The 20,455-nt window shown below is 63.4% G+C and carries 20 protein-coding genes; 8 read left to right on the forward strand and 12 right to left on the reverse strand.

Annotation, left to right across the window (positions count from 1 at the left end; translation table 11 throughout):
- Positions 1–286: 286 nt before the first annotated feature.
- Positions 287–1,456, reverse strand: a complete 1,170-nt coding sequence (locus A9K71_RS05410) for a PLP-dependent aspartate aminotransferase family protein (protein WP_066991447.1) — start codon at positions 1,454–1,456, stop codon at positions 287–289.
- Positions 1,453–2,889, reverse strand: a complete 1,437-nt coding sequence (locus A9K71_RS05415; RefSeq protein ID WP_066991450.1) for a pyridoxal-phosphate dependent enzyme — start codon at positions 2,887–2,889, stop codon at positions 1,453–1,455. Before A9K71_RS05415 ends, A9K71_RS05410 begins: the two co-directional genes overlap by 4 nt.
- A 937-nt stretch (positions 2,890–3,826) precedes the next feature.
- On the opposite strand from A9K71_RS05415, the gene A9K71_RS05420 reads away from it, so the two are divergent.
- The 3 genes from A9K71_RS05420 (at position 3,827) to A9K71_RS05430 (ending at position 6,559) form a co-directional block, all read left to right on the forward strand.
- Positions 3,827–4,189 (forward strand): septal ring lytic transglycosylase RlpA family protein, encoded by a 363-nt coding sequence (locus tag A9K71_RS05420; protein WP_066991454.1) that lies wholly within the window; start codon positions 3,827–3,829, stop codon positions 4,187–4,189.
- A gap of 235 nt (positions 4,190–4,424) precedes the next feature.
- Positions 4,425–5,702: a polyhydroxyalkanoate depolymerase gene (locus tag A9K71_RS05425; RefSeq protein ID WP_066991457.1), complete on the forward strand. Its 1,278-nt coding sequence runs from the start codon at positions 4,425–4,427 to the stop codon at positions 5,700–5,702.
- A gap of 239 nt (positions 5,703–5,941) precedes the next feature.
- Positions 5,942–6,559, forward strand: a complete 618-nt coding sequence (locus A9K71_RS05430; RefSeq protein ID WP_066991460.1) for a transglutaminase-like cysteine peptidase — start codon at positions 5,942–5,944, stop codon at positions 6,557–6,559.
- 10 nt (positions 6,560–6,569) lie between these two features.
- Here A9K71_RS05430 and A9K71_RS05435 read toward each other — a convergent pair whose 3' ends face one another.
- The 4 genes from A9K71_RS05435 to A9K71_RS05450 form a co-directional block, all read right to left on the reverse strand.
- Positions 6,570–6,932: a helix-turn-helix transcriptional regulator gene (locus A9K71_RS05435; RefSeq protein ID WP_066991880.1), complete on the reverse strand. Its 363-nt coding sequence runs from the start codon at positions 6,930–6,932 to the stop codon at positions 6,570–6,572.
- A gap of 25 nt (positions 6,933–6,957) precedes the next feature.
- Positions 6,958–7,482: a Smr/MutS family protein gene (locus A9K71_RS05440; protein ID WP_066991463.1), complete on the reverse strand. Its 525-nt coding sequence runs from the start codon at positions 7,480–7,482 to the stop codon at positions 6,958–6,960.
- A complete protein-coding gene (locus tag A9K71_RS05445; protein ID WP_066991882.1) occupies positions 7,479–8,585 on the reverse strand; it encodes a murein transglycosylase A in 1,107 nt (368 codons plus the stop codon). Before A9K71_RS05445 ends, A9K71_RS05440 begins: the two co-directional genes overlap by 4 nt.
- A 130-nt stretch (positions 8,586–8,715) precedes the next feature.
- Positions 8,716–9,423, reverse strand: a complete 708-nt coding sequence (locus A9K71_RS05450; RefSeq protein ID WP_066991466.1) for a Tim44/TimA family putative adaptor protein — start codon at positions 9,421–9,423, stop codon at positions 8,716–8,718.
- Between the two features lie 203 nt (positions 9,424–9,626).
- On the opposite strand from A9K71_RS05450, the gene A9K71_RS05455 reads away from it, so the two are divergent.
- A complete protein-coding gene (locus A9K71_RS05455; protein ID WP_066991469.1) occupies positions 9,627–10,124 on the forward strand; it encodes an FxsA family protein in 498 nt (165 codons plus the stop codon).
- Positions 10,125–10,291: 167 nt separating this feature from the next.
- Positions 10,292–10,792 (forward strand): protein-export chaperone SecB, encoded by a 501-nt coding sequence (secB, locus tag A9K71_RS05460; RefSeq protein ID WP_066991472.1) that lies wholly within the window; start codon positions 10,292–10,294, stop codon positions 10,790–10,792.
- Positions 10,793–11,089: 297 nt separating this feature from the next.
- On the opposite strand, the gene dnaQ is transcribed toward secB, so the two are convergent.
- From dnaQ to A9K71_RS05485, 5 genes are all read right to left on the reverse strand, one after another.
- Positions 11,090–11,797, reverse strand: coding sequence for a DNA polymerase III subunit epsilon (dnaQ, locus tag A9K71_RS05465; RefSeq protein WP_066991475.1), 708 nt, complete (start codon positions 11,795–11,797; stop codon positions 11,090–11,092).
- A gap of 74 nt (positions 11,798–11,871) precedes the next feature.
- Entirely contained in the window at positions 11,872–12,477 is a 606-nt protein-coding gene (gene coaE / locus A9K71_RS05470) for a dephospho-CoA kinase (RefSeq protein WP_066991478.1), read from the reverse strand.
- Position 12,478: 1 nt separating this feature from the next.
- On the reverse strand, positions 12,479–13,312 hold the full coding sequence (locus A9K71_RS05475) for a shikimate dehydrogenase (RefSeq protein ID WP_066991480.1): 834 nt from the start codon (positions 13,310–13,312) through the stop codon (positions 12,479–12,481).
- On the reverse strand, positions 13,305–13,904 hold the full coding sequence (locus A9K71_RS05480) for a Maf-like protein (protein ID WP_066991484.1): 600 nt from the start codon (positions 13,902–13,904) through the stop codon (positions 13,305–13,307). Before A9K71_RS05480 ends, A9K71_RS05475 begins: the two co-directional genes overlap by 8 nt.
- 107 nt (positions 13,905–14,011) lie before the next feature.
- Positions 14,012–14,833 (reverse strand): pyruvate, water dikinase regulatory protein, encoded by an 822-nt coding sequence (locus A9K71_RS05485; protein ID WP_066991486.1) that lies wholly within the window; start codon positions 14,831–14,833, stop codon positions 14,012–14,014.
- Positions 14,834–15,235: 402 nt separating this feature from the next.
- Between A9K71_RS05485 and hemE the strand changes: the two genes are divergently transcribed.
- The 3 genes from hemE (at position 15,236) to rho (ending at position 18,230) form a co-directional block, all read left to right on the forward strand.
- Positions 15,236–16,264 carry a uroporphyrinogen decarboxylase gene (gene hemE / locus A9K71_RS05490; RefSeq protein WP_066991489.1) on the forward strand — a complete coding sequence of 343 codons (1,029 nt, stop codon included), beginning with the start codon at positions 15,236–15,238 and terminating at the stop codon, positions 16,262–16,264.
- Positions 16,261–16,797: a protoporphyrinogen oxidase HemJ gene (gene hemJ / locus A9K71_RS05495; protein ID WP_066991492.1), complete on the forward strand. Its 537-nt coding sequence runs from the start codon at positions 16,261–16,263 to the stop codon at positions 16,795–16,797. The genes hemE and hemJ overlap by 4 nt, the downstream gene beginning before the upstream one ends.
- 167 nt (positions 16,798–16,964) lie before the next feature.
- Entirely contained in the window at positions 16,965–18,230 is a 1,266-nt protein-coding gene (gene rho, locus A9K71_RS05500) for a transcription termination factor Rho (RefSeq protein ID WP_082953824.1), read from the forward strand.
- A gap of 188 nt (positions 18,231–18,418) precedes the next feature.
- Here the strand turns inward: rho and A9K71_RS05505 are convergent, their stop codons facing one another.
- Entirely contained in the window at positions 18,419–20,437 is a 2,019-nt protein-coding gene (locus tag A9K71_RS05505; protein WP_066991888.1) for a thioredoxin domain-containing protein, read from the reverse strand.
- Positions 20,438–20,455: the final 18 nt, after the last annotated feature.

Raw genomic sequence — 20,455 nt, forward strand, 5'->3', positions numbered from 1 at the left:
CGCAGGCTCGCCCAAAACATCTTGGCTGCCCATCCCCTCGACAAACCAATCGCCAGCAAGATGCGCAGGGCCAATTGGAGCAAAGACTTCTTCTATGAACTCTTTACTCATATGCGATAGCCCTGCCCTCAAGGGGGGAGATCAGATGTCACGGCGGCTTTCGCAAATTACCGGCGTTGCAGGAAGGGTGAGGCGATGAAACAGCCAATCTCCCCCCTCGTGGGGGAGATGTCCGGCAGGACAGAGGGAGGCGCGAAGGATCACAACGATTGATCCTCGAAGGCACTCACCCCCGCAACGCCTGCTCCAGATCCGCGATCAGATCGTCGCCATCCTCGATACCGGCCGACAGGCGCACCAGCGAATCGGAGATGCCTATCGCCCCGCGCTTTTCCGCGGGGATCGAGCCGTGCGTCATCAGCGCCGGATGCTCGATCAGGCTTTCGACGCCGCCGAGGCTCTCGGCCAGCGTGAAAAGCTGCGTGCGTTCGAGGAAGCGTTTGGTGCCGGCAAGGTCGCGGTCGAGATCGACCGAGATCATGCCGCCGAAGGCGTGCATCTGGCGCTTGGCGATCTCGTATTGCGGGTGGCTGGCGAGGCCGGGATAGATGACGCGGCGCACGTCCTTGCGGGCTTCCAGCCACTGCGCGATCTTCAGGCCGTTGGCGGAATGGCGCTCCATCCGCAACGCCAAAGTCTTGATGCCGCGCAGCGCCAGAAAACTGTCGAACGGACCAGAGATGGCACCGATGGCGTTCTGCAGGAATTTCAATTGCGCCGCGAGGTCCTTGTTGTCGCCGACGACCGCCACGCCGCCGACCATGTCGGAATGGCCGTTCAAGTATTTCGTCGTCGAGTGGACGACGATGTCGATGCCGAGCTCCAGCGGCCGCTGGATGTAGGGGCTGGCAAAAGTGTTGTCGGCGACAGTCAGCAGGCCTTTGCGCTTGGCCAGCGCCGCCAGGCCTTCGAGGTCGACGACACGCAGCAGCGGGTTGGTCGGCGTCTCGACCCAGAGCAGCTTTGTCTCCGGGCGGATCGCTCTCTCGACCGCGGCGAGATCGGTGAAATCGGCAAAGCTGACCTGCAGGCCGGCGGAACGCTTGCGGACGCGCTCCATGAGCCGGAACGAGCCGCCATAGATGTCGTCGGTGGCGACCACATGGGCGCCGGCGTCGAACAGTTCCAACACCGTGGCGATCGCGGCCAGGCCTGAGGCGAAGGCGAAGGCCGCGGCGCCGCTTTCGAGGTCGGTGACGGCCCGTTCGAAGGCGAAGCGCGTCGGGTTCTGGCTGCGGGCATACTCAAAACCCTTGTGCACGCCGGGCGACTGCTGGCCATAGGTGGAGGTGGCGTAGATCGGCACCATCACCGCGCCGGTCAGCGGATCGTGGCTCTGGCCGCCATGGATGGTGCGGGTGGAAAAGGCCAGGCGGTTCTTGCCGTTGGAAGTCATTTTGCGCGGCGCCTCAGATGGTTGATCAGGTCGATACGGGTTATCAGGCCGATGAACTCGTCGCCGTCGAAGACGATGGCGACCTCGTTGCGGTCGAAGACGGGGAGCAGCGCGTCGAGCGCCTGGCTGGCCTGCAGCGTGTGCAGGTTCGAGGTCATGGCCGTGCGCACCGGCGCGTTGAAGCGATCCCAGCGGCCGTCATAGGGGCCGTCGACCTTGGCGAGGATATCGCTTTCGTCGACGATGCCGACGAGCTTGCCGTCCTCCAGCACCGGGAGCTGCGAGACATCGGAGCGGCGCATGCGGCCATAGGCGTTGAGCAGGGTTTCCTCGGGGCCGACGGTCACGATGTCACCAGTGCGCGGCGAGCGCATGACGAGGTCGCGCAGGTCGCCGTGCTGCTCCTGGTCGGCCAAGCCCTGCTCGGCGAGCCAGATGTCGTCGAAGACCTTCGACAGATATTTGTTGCCGCTGTCGCAGACGAGGGTGACCACGCGTTTGGCCGTCGTCTGATCGCGGCAGTAGCGCAGTGCCGCCGACAGAAGCGTGCCGGACGACGAGCCGGCCAGGATGCCTTCCTTGGACAGCAGGTCGCGCACCGCCAGCATGCTCTGCTTGTCGGGAATGGAATAGGCTTTCTTGACCAGCGACAGATCGGCATTGGGCGGCACGAAATCCTCGCCGATGCCTTCGACGGTCCAGCTGCCGGCCTCTGTCATCTTGCCGGTCTTGATCAACGGCGCCAGCACCGAGCCGACCGGATCGGCAAGCACCATCTCGGTCTTCGGCGAATGCCTCGCGAAAAAGCGGCCGACACCGGTGAGCGTGCCGCCGGAACCGACGCCGACCACCACCGCGTCGACATCGCCTTCGAGTTGCGAAAAGATTTCCGGGCCGGTGGTGCTTTCGTGCGCCAGCGGATTGGCGGGATTGGCGAACTGGTTCGCATAGAAGGCGCCGGGAATTTCGGCGGCGATCTTCTCGGCCATGTCCTGGTAATATTCGGGGTGGCCCTTGCCGACATCGGAGCGGGTCATGCGCACCTCGCCGCCTAAAGCGCGCAGATGCTGGATTTTCTCGCGCGACATCTTGTCGGGTACGACGAGGATGATGCGGTAGCCCTTGGGAATGCCGACCTGGGCGAGGCCGAGGCCGGTGTTGCCGGCGGTGGCCTCGACGATGGTGCCGCCGCGCTTCAGCCTGCCATCCTTCTCGGCGGCCGCGATCATCGACAGCGCGATGCGGTCCTTGATCGAGCCGCCGGGGTTCTGGCTCTCGAGCTTGATGAACAGCCGGCATTTGCCGGTGTCGAATTTGGTGAGCTCGACCACCGGCGTCTGGCCGATCAGGTCGAGGACCGAGGCGTAAGGCGGACGCAGCCGTGACAAAGCGCCTTCCGCGCCGTCCGGCGCCGCTTTCCTGTGCACGCTCATCTCGGACCCTCCATGGGAAGCAGTTCCGACGGGATCGGCCGTCACCAGTCTGCGCATGATGGCTGCCGAACTCCATGCCGGGTTCGCAGATCACACGCTGTTGTCTTTTCCAGCCCTTTTAATCCGGAAAGAAGATAGATCGTGCCATTCCGGCGACGAGTGGCGGAATGGAATTTCACGGGCGGCGCAGCACACCGCCTCTAAATGTCGAAAGCCGGCGGGACAGCGCCCCCCTCTGTCCTGCCGGACATCTCCCCCACAAGGGGGGAGATTGGAGCTCGACCCTTGGCGCCCTTGCTTGCAAATGTTGGCGATTGGCGAAAGCCGACGCGACATCTGATCTCCCCACCTGTGGGGGAGATGGCCGGCAGGCCAGAGGGGGGCGCCGTAGAGCGCCGACCTCAGCAGAAATTTCACCCCAGCAACTGCTTGCTGAGCTTCGCGCGTTGCGCGAGCATGTCGGGATGGCGTCGATCTCGAAGAGGTGCCCGGCGTCAGCGGTCCGACGGCGGGAGTCTGCGCGCGTCGCTTCGACCGTCCAACCGGACGCGCGGCGCCATCTTGCCGGTCGGATCAAACGCGCGGGCGGTTTGTGCCGATCAGCGCCAGTAAATTCCTGATCAGTCGCATCGGCGAGATCCCCGCGCAAAGTCGATCATTCACCGGAACGCGCGCGCAATAAAGTAGCAGAAGGAAGCGAAGCAATCGTTTCCGCTTTTACTTGCGCCCCGAGGGCCGATCCTACTCGGGACTTCCTGCAAAACCGGGTCGGTCTCCATGAAGAATATGCTGGCGCTCGCGGGAGATGTCATGACAAACTGTTTCGCGGCGACTCCAAACGTGTGCCTTTGCCATGGAACCGCCAGACACTTGCCGCATTTCATGCCTCATTCGGCACTTACGGCGGGTTGTCTATAACGGAGCCCACCCCTAAAAGATGAATAAAACCAACCGCACCGCGCTTGTCGCGGCAACGATCGCGGCTGGCCTGATGGCTGGCGCCTCTTCCGCCTCTTCAGCCGCCGCACAATGCGGCCGCGCTTCCTGGTACGCGCTGCATTCCAGAACCGCCTCCGGCGAGCGCATGAACCCCGCCGCGCTGACTGCAGCGCACCGCAGCTTGCCGTTCGGCACCAAGCTCAGGGTCACCAACAAGAACAACGGCCGCAGCGTCGTCGTGCGCATCAACGATCGCGGCCCGTTCGTCCGGGGCCGCGTGCTCGACCTCTCCCGCGGCGCCGCCACCCAGCTCGGCTTCATCGGCTCGGGCCACACCGCAGTCTGCATGGCGCGCGTTTAAAGATGTCGGTGTCCGGCAAGAGGGAGCCGGACATATTTCCTACACATTGCGGCAGCGCACAGTGAGCCGGCTCCGCCATACGTGGCGAGTTTTCAACAGTTTGGGCCAAAGCAGCATTCGTCACTCCAATTGACGTATTGCATCGCAACAATATCTTGTTAACCTCACTGCGAGACATTCAAGGCTCGGCGCTGCTCGTCGGCCCTTTGGTCGTCAGGCAGCAGCGGGGTTCTTGATGTTCTACCAGCTCTACGAACTGAACCATGCGGCGCTGCAGCCCGCCCGCCTTTACGCAGATGCGGTGCGGTTCTTCTATTCCAACCCGCTCAATCCGGTTTCGCATACGGCGCTCGGCCGGTCGGTCGCGGCAGCCGCGGAACTCTTCGAGCGCACGACGCGCCGCTACGGCAAGCCTGAATTCGGCCTGACCAAGGCGGTGGTCGACTGGAAGAGCGTCGACGTCGCCGAACGAACCGTGTGGTCGAAGCCGTTCTGCAACCTCGTCCGCTTCGAGCGCCAGCTTCCCGCGGGCCGCAAGCCCGATCCGAAGCTCCTGATCGTGGCGCCGATGTCCGGCCATTATGCAACGCTGCTGCGCGGCACGGTCGAGGCGATGCTTCCGCACGCCGACGTGCACATCACCGACTGGGTCGACGCCCGCATGGTGCCGCTGTCGCAGGGCAGCTTCGATCTCGACGACTATATCGACTATGTCATCGAGATGTTCCACGCGCTTGGTCCCGATACCCATGTGATGGCAGTCTGCCAGCCCTCGGTGCCGGTGCTGGCGGCGGTGGCGCTGATGGAAAAGCGCGGCGACCCCTTCGTGCCGTCGACCATGACGCTGATGGGCGGGCCGATCGACACCCGCCGCAATCCGACCGCGGTCAATCTGCTCGCCGGAGAAAAGGGCACCGACTGGTTCCGCGAGAACGTCATCATGCAGGCGCCCTGGCCGGTGCCCGGATTCGGCCGCGATGTCTATCCCGGGTTCCTGCAGCTTTCGGGCTTCATGAGCATGAATCTCGATCGCCACATCATCGCCCACAAGGACTTCTTCATGCACCTTGTGAAAAACGACGGCGACAGCGCCGAGAAGCACCGTGACTTCTACGACGAATATCTGGCGGTGATGGACCTGACGGCGGAGTTCTACCTGCAGACCGTCGACACGGTGTTCGTGCGCCACGCCTTGCCGAAGGGCGAGATGACGCATCGCGGCGAGGCCGTCGATCCCCAGGCGATCCGCAATGTCGCGCTGTTCACCGTCGAGGGCGAGAACGACGACATTTCCGGGCTCGGCCAGACCCAGGCCGCGCATGAGCTTTGCGTGAACATTCCGGCCGACCGGCAGGCCCACTACATGCAGCCGGCCGTCGGCCATTACGGCGTCTTCAACGGCTCGCGGTTCCGGTCGGAGATCGTGCCGCGCATTCTGGACTTCATCTCCAGCTACGGCCGCCAGACCCGCCTGGCGGCGAAGCCGAAGCTGGTCCGTTCCGCCAAGAGCTGAGCGGGAAGCGGACACAACTCGGCGCCGCTCAAAGCGCGTGACCTTTCCGTGCAACCAATGTTCAGGGCTGACCGGCGACGGGCGAGTTCTTGAGTCGTCCCAGGCCGCTGTTGCCAAACTGCCGCTATGCGGGCCTGGCGGGTAACCATGCCACCAAACTAGCCGTTGTCTTCAATTGACACGGACTGTAAATCCCCCTTAACGTTTCGTTAATAAACAAGGGCGGACCCCGGGGGACAATGACTTCCTCACCGATGGCGCGGATGCTGCGTTTGTGTGCAGTCGCAGGGCTGGCGATCTCGGCCCACTGGGCGGTTCCGGCATGGGCTGCCGGCGCCATGGCCACCGGCGGCCTGACCTCGCAGCCGATCGGACATTATGATTTCTGCAAGACGCATCCGAGCGAATGCAACATTCGCCCGGCCAATCTCGCGCCGGCCAAGCTGACCGATGCTCTGTGGCGCAAGCTGATCAACGTGACCGCCAAGGTCAACGCCGCCGTCAAGCCGATGAGCGATCTCGACAATTACGGCAAGGACGAGGTCTGGACCTATCCGGACAACGGCTTTGGCGACTGCGAGGACTATGTGCTGGAGAAGCGGCGCCAGCTCTACCGCATGGGCATCTCGCTTGCGGATCTCTTGATCACCGTCGTGCGCAAGCCGGACGGCGAAGGCCATTCCGTGCTGACGGTGCGCACCGACAAGGGTGACTACATCCTCGACAATTTGACCGACAAGGTCCAAGCCTGGGACGAGACCGGCTACCGTTATCTCAAGCGCCAGGCGATCGACAACACCGGCCGCTGGGTGTCGATCCGCGATGGCCAGCAGCTGCTGGTCGGCTCGGTGCAGTAGATCTCGGGACCTACCTTCTCAGCGCCGCACGAATCGACGCGCTGAGGCGGCGCAGCTCCGCCTCGTCCAGCTTCTCGATGCTCTCGGCCAGAAGATTGGCCAGTTCGGTCGCGGCCGGCGACAGGCCCGACGTATCGATCCTGACCCGTGGATGCGAGGTTTCGGCGAGGCGGGCAAGGTCCTCGGCGTCGTCCCAGATGATGTTGAAATAGCCGATGATCTTCTGGATCAGCGTCCAGGTCGGCGCGCCGCGGCGGCCATGCTCGAGCGCCGACAGATAGGCGGCGCTGACGCCGATGGCCTGCGCCATCGCCTTCTGGCTGACGCCGCGCTCGGCGCGCAGCGCCCTCAGCCTCTCGCCGAACGGGGTCACTGTTGCGTCCTCATGGCCGGCGTCCTCATGCGCGCGTCCGCCTGAGCCGCACATAGAGCGCGCCCGAGCCGCCATGGTTGCGGGCGGCGTGATCGTGGCTCGAAACCAGATGCCGGAAAGCCGGGGTCGACAGCCAGTGCGGCACCGAGCGGCGCAGGATGCCGTCGCCGCCGGACGATGAGCCCTTGCCGGTGATGACCAGCACATAGCGGATGCCGCCGGCATGGGCGCGGTGCAGGAAGGTGAGGAGCAGCGAATAGGCCTCGTCCTGCGTCATGCCGTGCAGATCGACGCGGCCCTCGATCGGCAGCCGGCCTTTTTTCAGTTTCTCGTGGGTCTGGTCGTCAAGCGAATGCGCGACGTGCTGCGGCTTCGGCTTCGCGGCAGCGGTGGGAACGCCATTGGCCGCCGTGGGCGCCGGCGCTGGCGTCGGCTCGACAATATCGGGAATCTCGACCGCGGCCTTGCCTTTGAGGGGCCGCGTCGTGCGCGCCACCAGGTTCCAGAGGATGCGATCGTCGTCGCTCAGCGTGTCGTGGCGGCGGTTCACGCGTGCCCCCTGTCGACCAGCCCGCGCGGGACCAGCGCATAAAAGTCGGCCGCGTTGCGCACGACGCCGGCGATCTCGCCCGCGGCATCGCCCGAGCCGGCGAAGAGATCGCCTCGCGCCGCTCCGGTGATGGCCGAGCCGGTGTCCTGCGCGATCATCAGCCGCCGGAACGGTTTTCCGCCGAAAGCGGTGAGCGTTGGCGCAACGATATGGAAGGGCGTGCCGAAGGTGTGCAGCAGCCGGTCGACGGCGACTGAGCGGCCGGGCGTCAATGGCACCTTGGCGGCGGCAATGGGACCGAGCTCCGGGTCGTCGACCGGCGCCTCACGAAAGAAGATGTAGGAGCGGTTCTGCCAGAGGATCTCGTCGACCCGCTCAGGATGCGCCTTGAACCAGGCGCGGATCGACTGCATCGTCACTTGTTCCAGCGGGATTTCGCCGGTCTCGCTCAGGATCCTGCCCGGCCCAGTGAAGCGCTGGCCGGATTTTGCGGCATAGGTGACGCGGCAGAGCCGACCATCGGCCATCTTCAGCCGCGCCGCTCCCTGCACATGGATGAAGAAGGCATCGACCTTGTCGGCGAGCCAGGCAATCTCGAGGTTCCGCCCGGACAGCGCGCCGCGCTCGATGGCGCCGCGATCGAAATATTCGACCGGACCTGTCGTCGTCGCGCGCGCGAAGGCGAGATAGGGATCCATCTCGAGGGGCCGATTTTTATCGTCGATGTCGACCAGATCGGCGGGACGGGAGAGCAGCGGCACCGTGAACCGCTCCGTCCTCACCGGCGAGGCCTCGACCTCCGGCTCGTAGAAGCCGGTGACGAGGCCGGCGCCGCCGCTTTCGGCCGCCACCAAAGCCGGAGCGAAATGGCGCTCGAAGAAGGACCGCGCCTCCGACCGATTCGCCGGCGAAACGGAGCGCGCCTCAGTATAGGCCTCGGCGAAAGCGGCGAACGCGACGCCGAGCGAACCGGTTCGATAGGGCTTGGTCAGGACGTGGAAAGCCGAACGTTTGAACGCCGCGAAGGCGGCGAGGTGATCATCCTCGTCCCAGCCGGGCAGGTCGCCGAAGGATTTTTCCTTGAATGCCGAAGACAGCGACATGACAGCCGCCACTAGAGCCGGATGATTTCAGGCCGGATCGACCTGAAATCTGAATCCGGCTCCAAATTAAAGAGATGGAGCATGATGGCGTCCGAAAACCGCTCCACACTTTTCGGCATCATGCTCTAGGTCAATCTTCTTCTTCCGTGGCGACCAGCTTCCAGTTCGGATCACGCGACCGGGTATCGCGGAAGAAGGTCCAGACGTCCTTGACCTCGGCGACTTTTTCCGGATCGCCGTCGATGACGGCGCCGACCTTGTCGCGGGTCGCCGAGATCAGCTCGCTGACGATGCGCAGCGTGATATGCGCCTCGGTGCCCTTCATCTCGGCGGCGACGACATCGACCTTGTCGATACCGACGAAGGAAGACTGGATCTTTTCCGCTTTCGCCTCGCGCTCGCCGATCGCGGCGACGAAGCTGTCATAGACCTCGCGCGACAACAGGTTCTTCAGCGTCTTGCGGTCGCCGTCGGCAAAGGCCATGACGATCATCTCGTAGGCCATCTTGGCGCCGTCGATAAAGGTCTTGGGATCGAAGGACGGATCGTTGTCCTTGATCGCGCGCAGGCCCTTGTTGAGATCGCTGTCCGGCTTGGCGAAAGCGTCGATCGCGGCATAGGTCTCCGCCGCCGGTTCGCCCGGCATGCGCTTGCGCGGCAGCGACACCACATTCTCGGACTTCTGCGCCGCATCCTGCTCGCGCGTGCGGCTTGCCGAATAAGGATCGAAGGGCGGGCGTTCGTTTCCGGTGCGACGGCCCAGCACGTTGCGAAGCTGGAAGAAGATCACAACCGCCGCAATCAAAAAGAAAATCGTGCCGAAGTCGAAGAAACCCATATCTTCCGCCAATTCGATCCCTGTCCAGGCCGGACCACCAGAGCCCCTAGAATGGCGGCGGTCGCATAGCGTTCATTACCCAAAGCATATAGAACGGCGGGCGCAATCATTCAAATCAAAGCCAGCCATACCTATCTAAAGGTCCTAGTGCCAGCGGCGATTTCCCGCGAGGCCCGCAAAAGAAGAAAGCGACCGGTCTCAATTTGCGCATTTCGTTCATTCCCCTGTTCCTGCTCCTGCTGCCGCTTCTGGAGATCGCCGGCTTCGTCATCGTCGGCCGCGAAGTCGGCGCTTTGGCGACGATCGGGCTCGTCATCCTCTCCACCATTGCCGGCAGCCTCCTGCTTCGGCACCAGGGATTCGGCGTGATGGCGCGGGTGCGGACGGAAATGGATGCCGGGCGCGATCCAAGCCGCCAACTCGCGCATGGCGCGATGATCGTGCTGGCGGCACTCCTGCTCATCATTCCGGGCTTCATCACCGACATTATCGCCATCCTGCTGCTCCTGCCGCCGGTGCGCGATCTTGCCTGGCGCCTGCTCAAGAACCGCATCGTGATGGCGACCAGCTTCAGCAGCGGCTTTTCGGCCCGCCGCCGCGACAGGGTCATCGATCTCGATGACAGCGACTTTTCGCGCCAGGACGACTACAAGCGCGGGCCGGATCACAATTCCCCTTGGCGGCGGCTGAAAGACGACTAGCTCTCTTCAGGGTCCGCTCGAATAGCTGTCTCATGCGCGCCGTCGCCCCGAAACGGCTGCGCAGTTTCAGGCGGCGCGCAAAACTTGTCTTGTCCTGCCGAGCATGATAGCGAACCCCCGATTTCAATCCGGTCAGCAATGCTGCCCAGGCAAAAGGACAAAGGCTAATGGCCAGCAATGATGATGCCGCGGCAGGTGCCGCCAACGGCAACGGCAAACAGGAACAGCCCTCGCTCAACGTGCTTGCGCAATATGTGAAGGACCTGTCCTTCGAAAGCCCCGGCGCGCCGAATTCGCTGCGCGGCCGCGACAAGGCCCCGGGCATCGCCATCAATGTCAACGTCAACGCCAACCCGCTTTCGGACAAGCAGTTCGACGTCAATCTCACATTGAACGCCAAGGCCTCCTTCGACCAGGAAGTGCTGTTCAACGTCGAACTGGTCTATGGCGGCGTCTTCGCCATCAGCGGCTTCCCGCAGGAGCACATGCTGCCGATCCTGTTCATCGAATGCCCGCGGCTGCTCTTTCCCTTCGCGCGCCAGATCATCGCGGACGCCACCCGCAACGGCGGCTTCCCGCCGCTGATGCTCGACCCGATCGATTTCGCGCAGATGTTCCAGCAGCGCATCGCCGAGGACCAGGCCGCCAGCAAGGTCCAGGTGAGCTGAGGAGACTCACCACCCATCGTATCGAGAGCCCGGCTTCGCGCCGGGCTTTTTCTTGAGACGTCTGGATTAGCGACGGCATTCGTTAGGTCGTCATTCTGGGGGCGGAGCAAGGTGCGGAGCGACGCGCGCAGACCCCAGAATCCATGCCTGACTCTAAGGCGTTGCGGCGGTTACAGAATTTTGCGCCGTTGCACTCTGCGCAAGGGTCACGGCATGGATACTCGGGTCAAGCCCGAGTATGACGAACGGATGGGCGGTTCGGCTAATCGCGTCGGTTGCCGCAGGGAACGCCCCGGCTCAACCCGCAGACGCCACCTTCAGCCACAATGCCTTTTCGCCGAGCGTGCCGACCAGCCCGGCATGTGCCGCCCGATCCGCCTCGGTGAGGCGGGGCGGCAGCGCGATCGGCCTTGCGCCGATCGAGATGTCGATATCGGCGACTTCGCCGCTGCCGTTCATCTGCACGGCCACGGTTTCCAGCACCAGCGCCGCCTGCTTGCCGCCGATGAGCTCGATATAGACCTCGGCCAGCAATTCGGAGTCGAGAAGCGCTCCGTGCTTGGTGCGGCGGGTGTTGTCGATGCCGTAGCGGCGGCAAAGCGCATCCAGCGAATTCGGACCCATCGGATGCTTGCGGCGCGCGATCGCCAGCGTGTCGACGATGCGGCCGGGATCGATGGCCGGATGACCGAGCCGGCTGTATTCGAGGTTGAGGAAGCCAAGGTCGAACATGGCGTTGTGGGCGATCAGCTTGGCGCCGTCGGTGAAGGCCAGCCATTCCTCGGCGATTTCGGCGAAGGTCGGCTTGCCGGCCAGATCGGCCGCGCTGATGCCATGCACGGCCTGCGCCTCGGCGTGAATGGCGCGGCCTTGCGGATTGATGAACTTGTGGAAGGTGCGGCCGGTCGGGAAACGGTTGACCAGCTCGACGCCGCCGAGCTCGATGATGCGGTCGTCGCGCAAATCGAGGCCGGTGGTTTCGGTGTCGAAGATGATCTCACGCATTCGAATCAGTCCGCTCTAAAGAGCAGAATCACAAAACGGAACAAAATGGCAATGGGGACTGCTGATAGCGGCCGTCAGGAAGCGTTTTTGCCGGACTTATCCCCGGTCAATTCGCTGACGATGGCTGCCACCGCCGCACGTGCGGCATCAAAACCCTGGCCGGTGTCGACGATGAAATCCGCCTGACGGCGTTTCTCGGCGTCCGGCACCTGCTTGGCGAGGATGGAAGCGAATTTATCTTCGCTCATGCCGGGTCTGGCGAGCACGCGGGCGCGCTGGATCTCGGCCGGCGCGGTGACGACCACGACCTTGTCGACCCGGTTGTGGCCGCCGGTCTCGAACAGCAACGGGATGTCGAGCACCGCAATCGGCACCCCGGCCGCACGATGGCGGGCCAAAAAGGCGTCGGCGTCGGCCCGCACCAGCGGGTGGATGATCGCCTCCAGCTTTTTCATGGAGGCGGAATCGCCCAGCACTGTCTCGGCGAGCCTTGCACGATCCACCACGCCCGCTTTTGTCGTGCCGGGAAAGGCTCGTTCGACCAGGGGTGCTGCCTTGCCGGCATAGAGGCGATGCACGGTCTCGTCGGAATCATGCACCGGAACGCCGGCCTCGGCGAACATCTTTGCCGTGGTCGACTTGCCCATGCCGATCGATCCGGTGAGGCCGAGCACGATCATGTCAATGCGCTTCGATGTCGGCGACGATCATGCGCCGCAATTGCGGCGTCACCTCAGGTCGCTTGCCGAACCAGCGCTCGAAGCCGGGCACGGCCTGGTGCAGCAGCATGCCGAGGCCATCGACGGTCTTCAGGCCGCGCGCCCTGGCGGCAGCTAGCAGCGGTGTCTCCAGCGGCACATAGACGATGTCGGTGACGATGGCGTGGCCAGGCAGACCGGCCGGATCGGCGGCGAGGATCTCGTTGCCATGCATGCCGAGCGCGGTGGTGTTGACGAGCAGGCCAGCGTCGGAAAGCAATTCGCCGACCGCGCCGGCGCCATGCGCCGAAACCCCGGCGCCAAACCGGTCGGCGAGTTCCTCAGCCCTTGCCAGCGTACGGTTGACGATGCGGATGTCGTTGATACCCCGGTCCTTCAGCGCGTGGACGACGGCGCGGGAGGCGCCGCCCGCGCCCAGCGCCACGGCCGGACCATTCGCCGCCCAGCCGGGGGCATGTTCATCGAGATTGCCGGCAAAGCCGAGAGCGTCGGTATTGCCGCCCCACAGCACGCCGTCTTCCAGCCACAGCGTGTTGACCGCGCCGATGGCTTCGGCGGCCTCGTCGCGGCGCGCGACCAAGGCGAAGGCTGCTTCCTTGTGCGGGATGGTGACATTGCCGCCGCGATAGCCATTCTCGTCCAGCGATTTCAGGAATGCTGCGAAATCCTCCGGCCGAACGTCGATAGCCTGGTAGCTGCCGTCGATGCCGTATTCCTCCAGCCAGTGGCGGTGGATCTTCGGCGAGCGCGAATGCGCGATCGGGTGGCCGGTGACGAAGGCCCGCTTCTCAACCATCGATCGCTCCCAATGCGCGCAGCTCCTTCAGCACCGGCAACAGCGGCAGGCCGACGATGGTGAAATAGTCGCCCTCGATCTTCTCGAAGAGTTGGATGCCCTCGCCCTCGATCTGGTAGGCGCCGACACTCGCCAGCGCCTTGGCGCCGACGCGCGCCAGGTGGCGGCCGATGAAGGCGGGATCGAGCTTGCGCATGGTGAGGCTGGCGATGCCGACATGCCGCCACAGCACTTCGCCATCTCGGCAGAGGACGACGGCGCTGTTCAGCTGATGGGTCTTGCCCGACAAGGCCAGGAGATGCCTCCGCGCGCCTTCCATATCGGCCGGCTTGTGGAAGATTTCGTCGCCAAGCGACAGCGTCTGGTCGCAACCGAGCACCAGCGCGCCCGGCCGGCGCTCGCTGACCTCGGTCGCCTTGGCTTCGGCAAGGATCGAAGCGACATCTTCGGGAGAGACACCGCTGTCCTGCAAGGGCGCCTCGAGCGCGCGCTCGTCGACATCTGCCGGCACCGCCTCGATGTCGAGCCCGGCATTGATAAGCATTGCCTTGCGGAACGGGCTGCCCGAAGCGAGGACGATTTTGTCGGCCATACTGGTTCACCCAACGGTTGCGATCCGTCCAGCGCCCTTCATCCGTCTCGGCGCTATGCGCCGAGCCACCTTCTCTCAGGACGGAATGCTCACTGATATCGCCTGCCCTAGCGCGTCTTTCCCCGCAGGGCAACGATGGCCGCCGCGGTTTCCTCGATGGAGCGCCGGCTGACGTCGATCATCGGCCAGCCGTGCCTGGTGCAGAGCTGACGCGCATAGGCGAGCTCCTCGGCGATGGCGGCGCGGTCGACATAGTCGGTCGGCACGTAGTTGTTGCTGTTGCCGAGGATGCGGTTCTGGCGGACATGCGAGATGCGCTCGGCCGTGGCGAGGAGGCCGACGATCAGCGGCGTCCTGGCGTTAATCAGGCTTTCCGGCAGCGGCACGCCGAGCACGATCGGAATGTTGGCGGTCTTGATTCCGCGATTGGCGAGATAGATGCTGGTCGGCGTCTTGGAGGTGCGCGAGATGCCGATCAGCACGACATCGGCATCGTCCATGTTGGCCGGCAACTGGCCGTCGTCATGCTCCATGGTGAAGTTCAGCGCATCGATGCGGCGGAAATATTCGGCGTCGAGCACATGCTGGGCGCCGACGCGCCGGCCGGCCGGCGTGCCGAGATAGGACTGGAAGACGCTGAGCACGGGCTCCAGCACCGAAACGCAGGGCAGGCCCATGGCGGCGCAGCGCTCGTCGATGCTGCGCGCGAGCTTCTGGTCGACGACGGTGTAGAGAATGATGCCGGGCTCCTCCTCGATATCCTCGAACACCTTGGCGACCTGCTTTTCCGTGCGGATCAGCGGATAGATGTGCTCGATGGCGCGTGCGTCCTTGTATTGGGCGGAGGCGGCGCGGCCTGCCGCCAGCAGCGTCTCGCCGGTAGCGTCGGAAATCAGATGCAGATGGAAGAAGCTCTGGGGTTTGTTCACAAGAGTTGGTTCCAGACTGTGGGCAGATGTGGACAAGGTTGGACAGAAAGGTCGTGACGTCGAAGGCGACTGTATCAGATGCCACCTTGTCCACAATTCGCCCCGCTGTAGGCTTTGTCGGGGCGCTGGGGACAAAACCGGGGATCAACTTTTCTTGGCCGATATCATCCACAGCTCGAGGTCCGCAGCAGAAAAGCCAAGCCGCTGACTCGAAAGCCTGAATCCGGTTCGTCCCCAGATCCCTCCAAATTGAGAAAGCGGCTGCGCGACAATATGCTGACTGGCCTTTTCGAGCGGCAGGCGGGACAGGTCGCAACCACCACAACCAACAGACTCTTAGAATCAGAAGACTCTTTTAAAATAGATATTTGATTTAAGAGACCTGGAGAGGGCGAGCACTGGATGGCTGGGAAACGGATCATGCTGGACGTCCTCAAGGGCGAGACGGTTTCACCGCCGCCGCTCTGGATGATGCGTCAGGCAGGGCGTTATCTGCCGGAGTATCGCGAGACCCGGAAGCGGGCCGGTTCTTTCCTCGATCTCTGCTACGATCCGGATCTTGCCGTCGAGGTGACGCTGCAGCCGATCGAGCGCTTCGGCTTCGATGCTTCGATCCTGTTTTCCGATATCCTGGTTGTGCCCGATGCGCTGGGACGAGATGTCCGCTTCGAAGAGGGACACGGGCCGATCCTCAAGCCGATTGCGGCGGCCGAAATCGAGGCCCTGGACGGCCAAACGTTTCACGTGAATCTCGAACCGGTCTACGAAACGGTCCGCCGTCTGCGTGAGAAGCTTCCGGTGGAAACGACCTTGATCGGCTTCTGCGGCGCGCCGTGGACGGTGGCGACCTATATGATTGCCGGCCACGGCACGCCGGATCAGGGACCGGCCAGGCTTTTTGCCTATCGCGAGCCGGAGGCCCTTGCGCGGCTCCTGAAGATACTGGCCGATCATTCGGCCGCCTATCTCATCCGCCAGATCGAGGCCGGCGCCGATGTGGTGCAGATTTTCGACTCCTGGTCGGGTGTTCTCGATGAAGCGTCCTTTGAGGCGTTTTGCATCGAGCCCGTTGCGGAGATTGTCCGGCAAGTGAAGGCCGCGCGTCCGGATGTTCCGGTGATCGGGTTCCCCAAGGGCGCCGGCGAGCGCTATCGCGATTACAGGAAGAAGACCGGGATCACCGGGCTCGGTCTCGACTGGACCGTGCCGCTGTCGATGGCAAAGGAATTGCAAAGCGAAGGCGCGGTGCAGGGCAATCTCGATCCGCTTCGCCTGGTTGCCGGCGGCAGGGCGCTGGCCGACGGCGTCGACGCCATCCTTCGCACGCTGGGCAACGGGCCGCTGATCTTCAATCTCGGCCACGGCATCACGCCGGAAACGCCTGTGGCACATGTCGAGGCCATGGTGAAAATGGTGCGGAGCCATCGATGACAGAGACGACCAACGAGAACAGCGCCGGCCAGGCGATGAAGCGCATGTTGATCGGCATCGTTCTGCTGGTCGTCCTGACCGCCCTGCTCTTCCTTGTGGCGCCGGACAGCTTCTATCCCTGGGCGAAGGCAATCCATGTGATTGCCGTCATCGCCTGGATGGCCGGGATGCTCTATCTGCCTCGGCTTTTCGTCTATCATGTCGACGCCGAGAAAGGCTCCGTGCAGTCCGAGACCTTCAAGGTGATGGAGCGCCGGCTGCTGCGCGCCATCATCAACCCGGCGATGACCGTGACCTGGGTGTTCGGGCTTTGGCTCGCCTGGAAGGGCTTCGGTTTCCAGGGCGGCTGGCTGCACGCCAAGATCCTCGCCGTGCTGCTGCTTTCGGGTCTGCACGGCTATCTCGCCGGCGCGGTGAGAAAATTTGCCGAGGACAAGAACGAAAAGCCGGCGAGGCACTGGCGGATCGTCAATGAACTCCCCACATTGCTGATGATCGTCATCGTCATCCTGGTCATCGTGAAGCCGTTCTGAGGCTTCCCCACACCCGGCAAAAGGCGGCTTGCTCTTTCAGGCGACCGACGATAAAAGACGGGTCTTCCTTCCCGTCATGCGCCGCCCCTTTCTCGCTTTCGGCCGCGCCCGGCATTTGTCGCATCCAGCCGATTTTTTCTCCCCAAAGCCTACCCAGAGTCCATCTAATGCAAGAAATGAAACTCGCAGAGTTCAAGAATAAGAAGCCGCCGGAGCTGATCGCTTACGCCGAATCGCTCGAGGTGGAGAACGCCAGCGTCATGCGTAAGCAGGAGCTGATGTTCGCGATCCTGAAAAAGCTCGCCATCCAGGACGTCGAGATCATCGGCGAAGGCGTGGTCGAGGTACTGCAGGACGGTTTCGGCTTCCTGCGCTCGGCCAACGCCAATTACCTGCCGGGTCCCGACGATATCTATATTTCACCGTCGCAGATCAGGCGCTTTTCGCTGAAGACCGGCGATACGGTCGAAGGGCCGATCCGCAGCCCGAAAGAGGGCGAGCGTTATTTCGCGCTGCTCAAGGTCAACACCATCAATTTCGATGATCCGGAGAAGATCCGGCACAAGATCCACTTCGACAACCTGACGCCGCTCTACCCGACCTCGCGGCTGAAGATGGAGGTCGACAATCCCCCGACCAAAGACATCTCGCCGCGTGTGATCGACCTGGTGGCGCCGATCGGCAAGGGCCAGCGAGCGCTGATCAACGCTCAGCCGCGCACCGGTAAGACGGTGCTGTTGCAGAACATCGCGCACTCGATCACCGCCAACCATCCGGAATGCTACCTGATCGTTCTTCTGATCGACGAGCGTCCGGAGGAAGTCACCGACATGCAGCGCTCGGTCAAGGGCGAAGTCATTTCCTCGACCTTCGACGAACCGGCGGCGCGCCATGTGCAGGTCGCCGAAATGGTGATCGAGAAGGCCAAGCGCCTGGTCGAGCATGGGCGCGATGTCGTCATCCTGCTCGATTCCATCACCCGCCTGGGCCGCGCCTACAACACCGTGGTGCCGTCATCCGGCAAGGTGTTGACCGGCGGTGTCGACGCCAACGCGCTGCAGCGTCCGAAGCGCTTCTTCGGCGCCGCCCGCAACATTGAGGAAGGCGGGTCGCTCACGATCATCGCCACCGCGCTGATCGACACCGGCAGCCGCATGGACGAAGTCATCTTCGAAGAGTTCAAGGGAACCGGTAACTGTGAAATTCAGCTCGACCGCAAGGTGGCCGACAAGCGCATCTACCCGGCGATCGACATCCTCAAGTCCGGGACCCGCAAGGAGGACCTTCTGGTGCCGCGTTCGGATCTGCAGAAGATCTTCGTGCTGCGCCGGATCCTTGCGCCGATGGGAACGACCGATGCGATCGAATTCCTCATCGACAAGCTCAAGCAGACCAAGACCAACGCGGATTTCTTCGATTCGATGAATACCTGATCGGGCGCCGAGGGACCGGTCCTTTCTTCGGCATACAAGGCGGAGCAAGGAGCGAGGCGACGCTGCGCAGAACCCTAAGTCCATGCCGTTGTTTTTTGAGCTTTGCGGCGGTGCAGAATTCCGCACCGCCGCATTCGTCGGAAGCGCCGCGACATAGATCCTGGGTCAAGCCGAGGAGAAGAAGCTGTTTATTCCCGCCGCAACAGCTTCTCCAACTCGCCCGCATCCGTAACCGCCGGCAGGCATGTCTGTCCGCTGCAGAACCAGGCTCCCGGCTTGTCCGTCGGCGGCAGCACGCCGCCCGGCAAAAGCGGTTGATTCGCTTCCGTACCGATGGGCAGTACGAAATCGACCCGGCGTGGATCGGAACTTCGATTCGCCACCGGAACAAGGCTTGAGGAATCAAGCTTGTCTATGATGACGAGCTTCAGCGGTTCGAGTGCCAGGGCGCAGGCGTTGATGATGCCGGCCTGGCCGTGGGCTTGCTGCGCGGCGCGACCCATGGCGTGTTCGGCTGTCGTCCATGCCTTTGCCCAAAGATCGGGATCGCCGGTAAGGGAGGAGAGCCGGACCAGCGCCTCGACGATCTGGCCGGTGGCGGAGGGGATTGCCTCATCGACATCGCCGCGGATACGGATCGGCACATCGACGCTGTCGGACGCCGTCAGATAATAGCCGGTCTTTTCAGGATCCTGATGCCAGCGGTCGAGCCGATCGATGAACTGCCGGGCATGGTCCATATAGGCAGAACTGCCGGTTGCCTCGAACAGCGCGATCGCCGCGCTGGTCATGGCGGCATAGTCGCTCGACAGCGCCGGGAAAAGCTTCTTGTCGCCGAGCATCGAATGCGGCAGGCGGCCGTCCTTGCTGGCTTCGACGATGTGAGCGAAGGCCTTGACGGCGGCGTCCACCCAGTCGGCTCGTCCGAAGGAGCGGCCCGCTTCCGCGAGGGCCGCAATCATCAATCCGTTCCAATCGGTAAGCGCCTTGCCGTCGCGGCCGGGCCTGACGCGATTTTCTCTGGCAGCTAGCAATTTCGCCTTCAGTGATGCGAGCTGAGCGTCATCGCTGATCCCCTGGCGCTGCTGTGCGTCGCTCTGGCGGATGATGGGCTTGCCTTCCCAGCCATGCGGAGCGGCGAGCTCGAAATATTGGAAGAAGCGAGCGGAATCAGCACCGAGTGCGGCTTCAACCTCTTCCCCGCTCCAGGTGTAGAACAACCCCTCCTCGCCTTCGCTGTCGGCATCGAGGCTGGCAGCGAAGGCGCCCGCCTCGACGCGCATTTCCCGCAGCAGCCAGGCCACAGTTTCCTCGATTCGCTTCCGAAACAACTCATTGCCTGTTGCTGCAAAGGCCCAATTGCACATGCGGATGAGCTGGGCGTTGTCGTAAAGCATCTTCTCGAAATGCGGGACCAGCCATTCGGCATCGGTCGAGTAACGGCTGAGACCGCCGCCGACATGGTCGTAGATGCCGCCGGCGAGCATTTTTTCCAGGCTGATGAGCACGGCGTCGCGATGGTCGGTCTGGCCCTCGCGCAGCCAGGACAGCCACAGACTGTGCATGAAGGGCGCGTTGGGGAATTTCGGCGCGCCGCGCAAGCCGCCGCGATCGAGGTCGATCATGCCCTCGATGCGACCGGCGAGATCGGCAAGTGTTCCGCGGTCGAGCACCGCCTTTCCCTTCGCGCCGGCCAGCCGCTGCTCGACATGGGTGGTCAGCGCCTCGGCGCTTTGGCCAAGGCTCTCCTGCTGCTCGCGCCAGGCCTTGTCGACCGCCTCCAGCACCTGGACAAAGCCCGGCCGTCCATAGCGCGCCTCGCGCGGAAAATAGGTGCCGCCCCAGAAAGGCTTGCCATCGGGCGTGAGGAACATGGTCAGCGGCCAGCCGCCCTGCTCGCCCATGGCATGGAGTGCCGCCATGTAGATCTGGTCGATATCCGGGCGCTCCTGGCGATCGACCTTGATATTGACGAAGAGGCGGTTCATGACGGCGGCGACGGCATCGTTCTCGAAGCTTTCATGGGCCATGACATGGCACCAGTGGCAGGCGGCATAGCCGATGGACAGCAGGATCGGCCGTCCAAGCTCCTTCGCCTCGGCAAGGGCGGCCGGCGACCAGCCCCGCCAATGCACGGGATTGTCGCTGTGCTGCTGCAGATAGGGGCTGGCTTCTTCGGCAAGCAGGTTTCGCGCGGGCAAGGTCACGATGAGCGGCTCGGCTTG

It is taken from the genome of Mesorhizobium sp. WSM3873 (assembly GCF_001672445.1).
Taxonomy (GTDB): Bacteria; Pseudomonadota; Alphaproteobacteria; order Rhizobiales; family Rhizobiaceae; genus Mesorhizobium.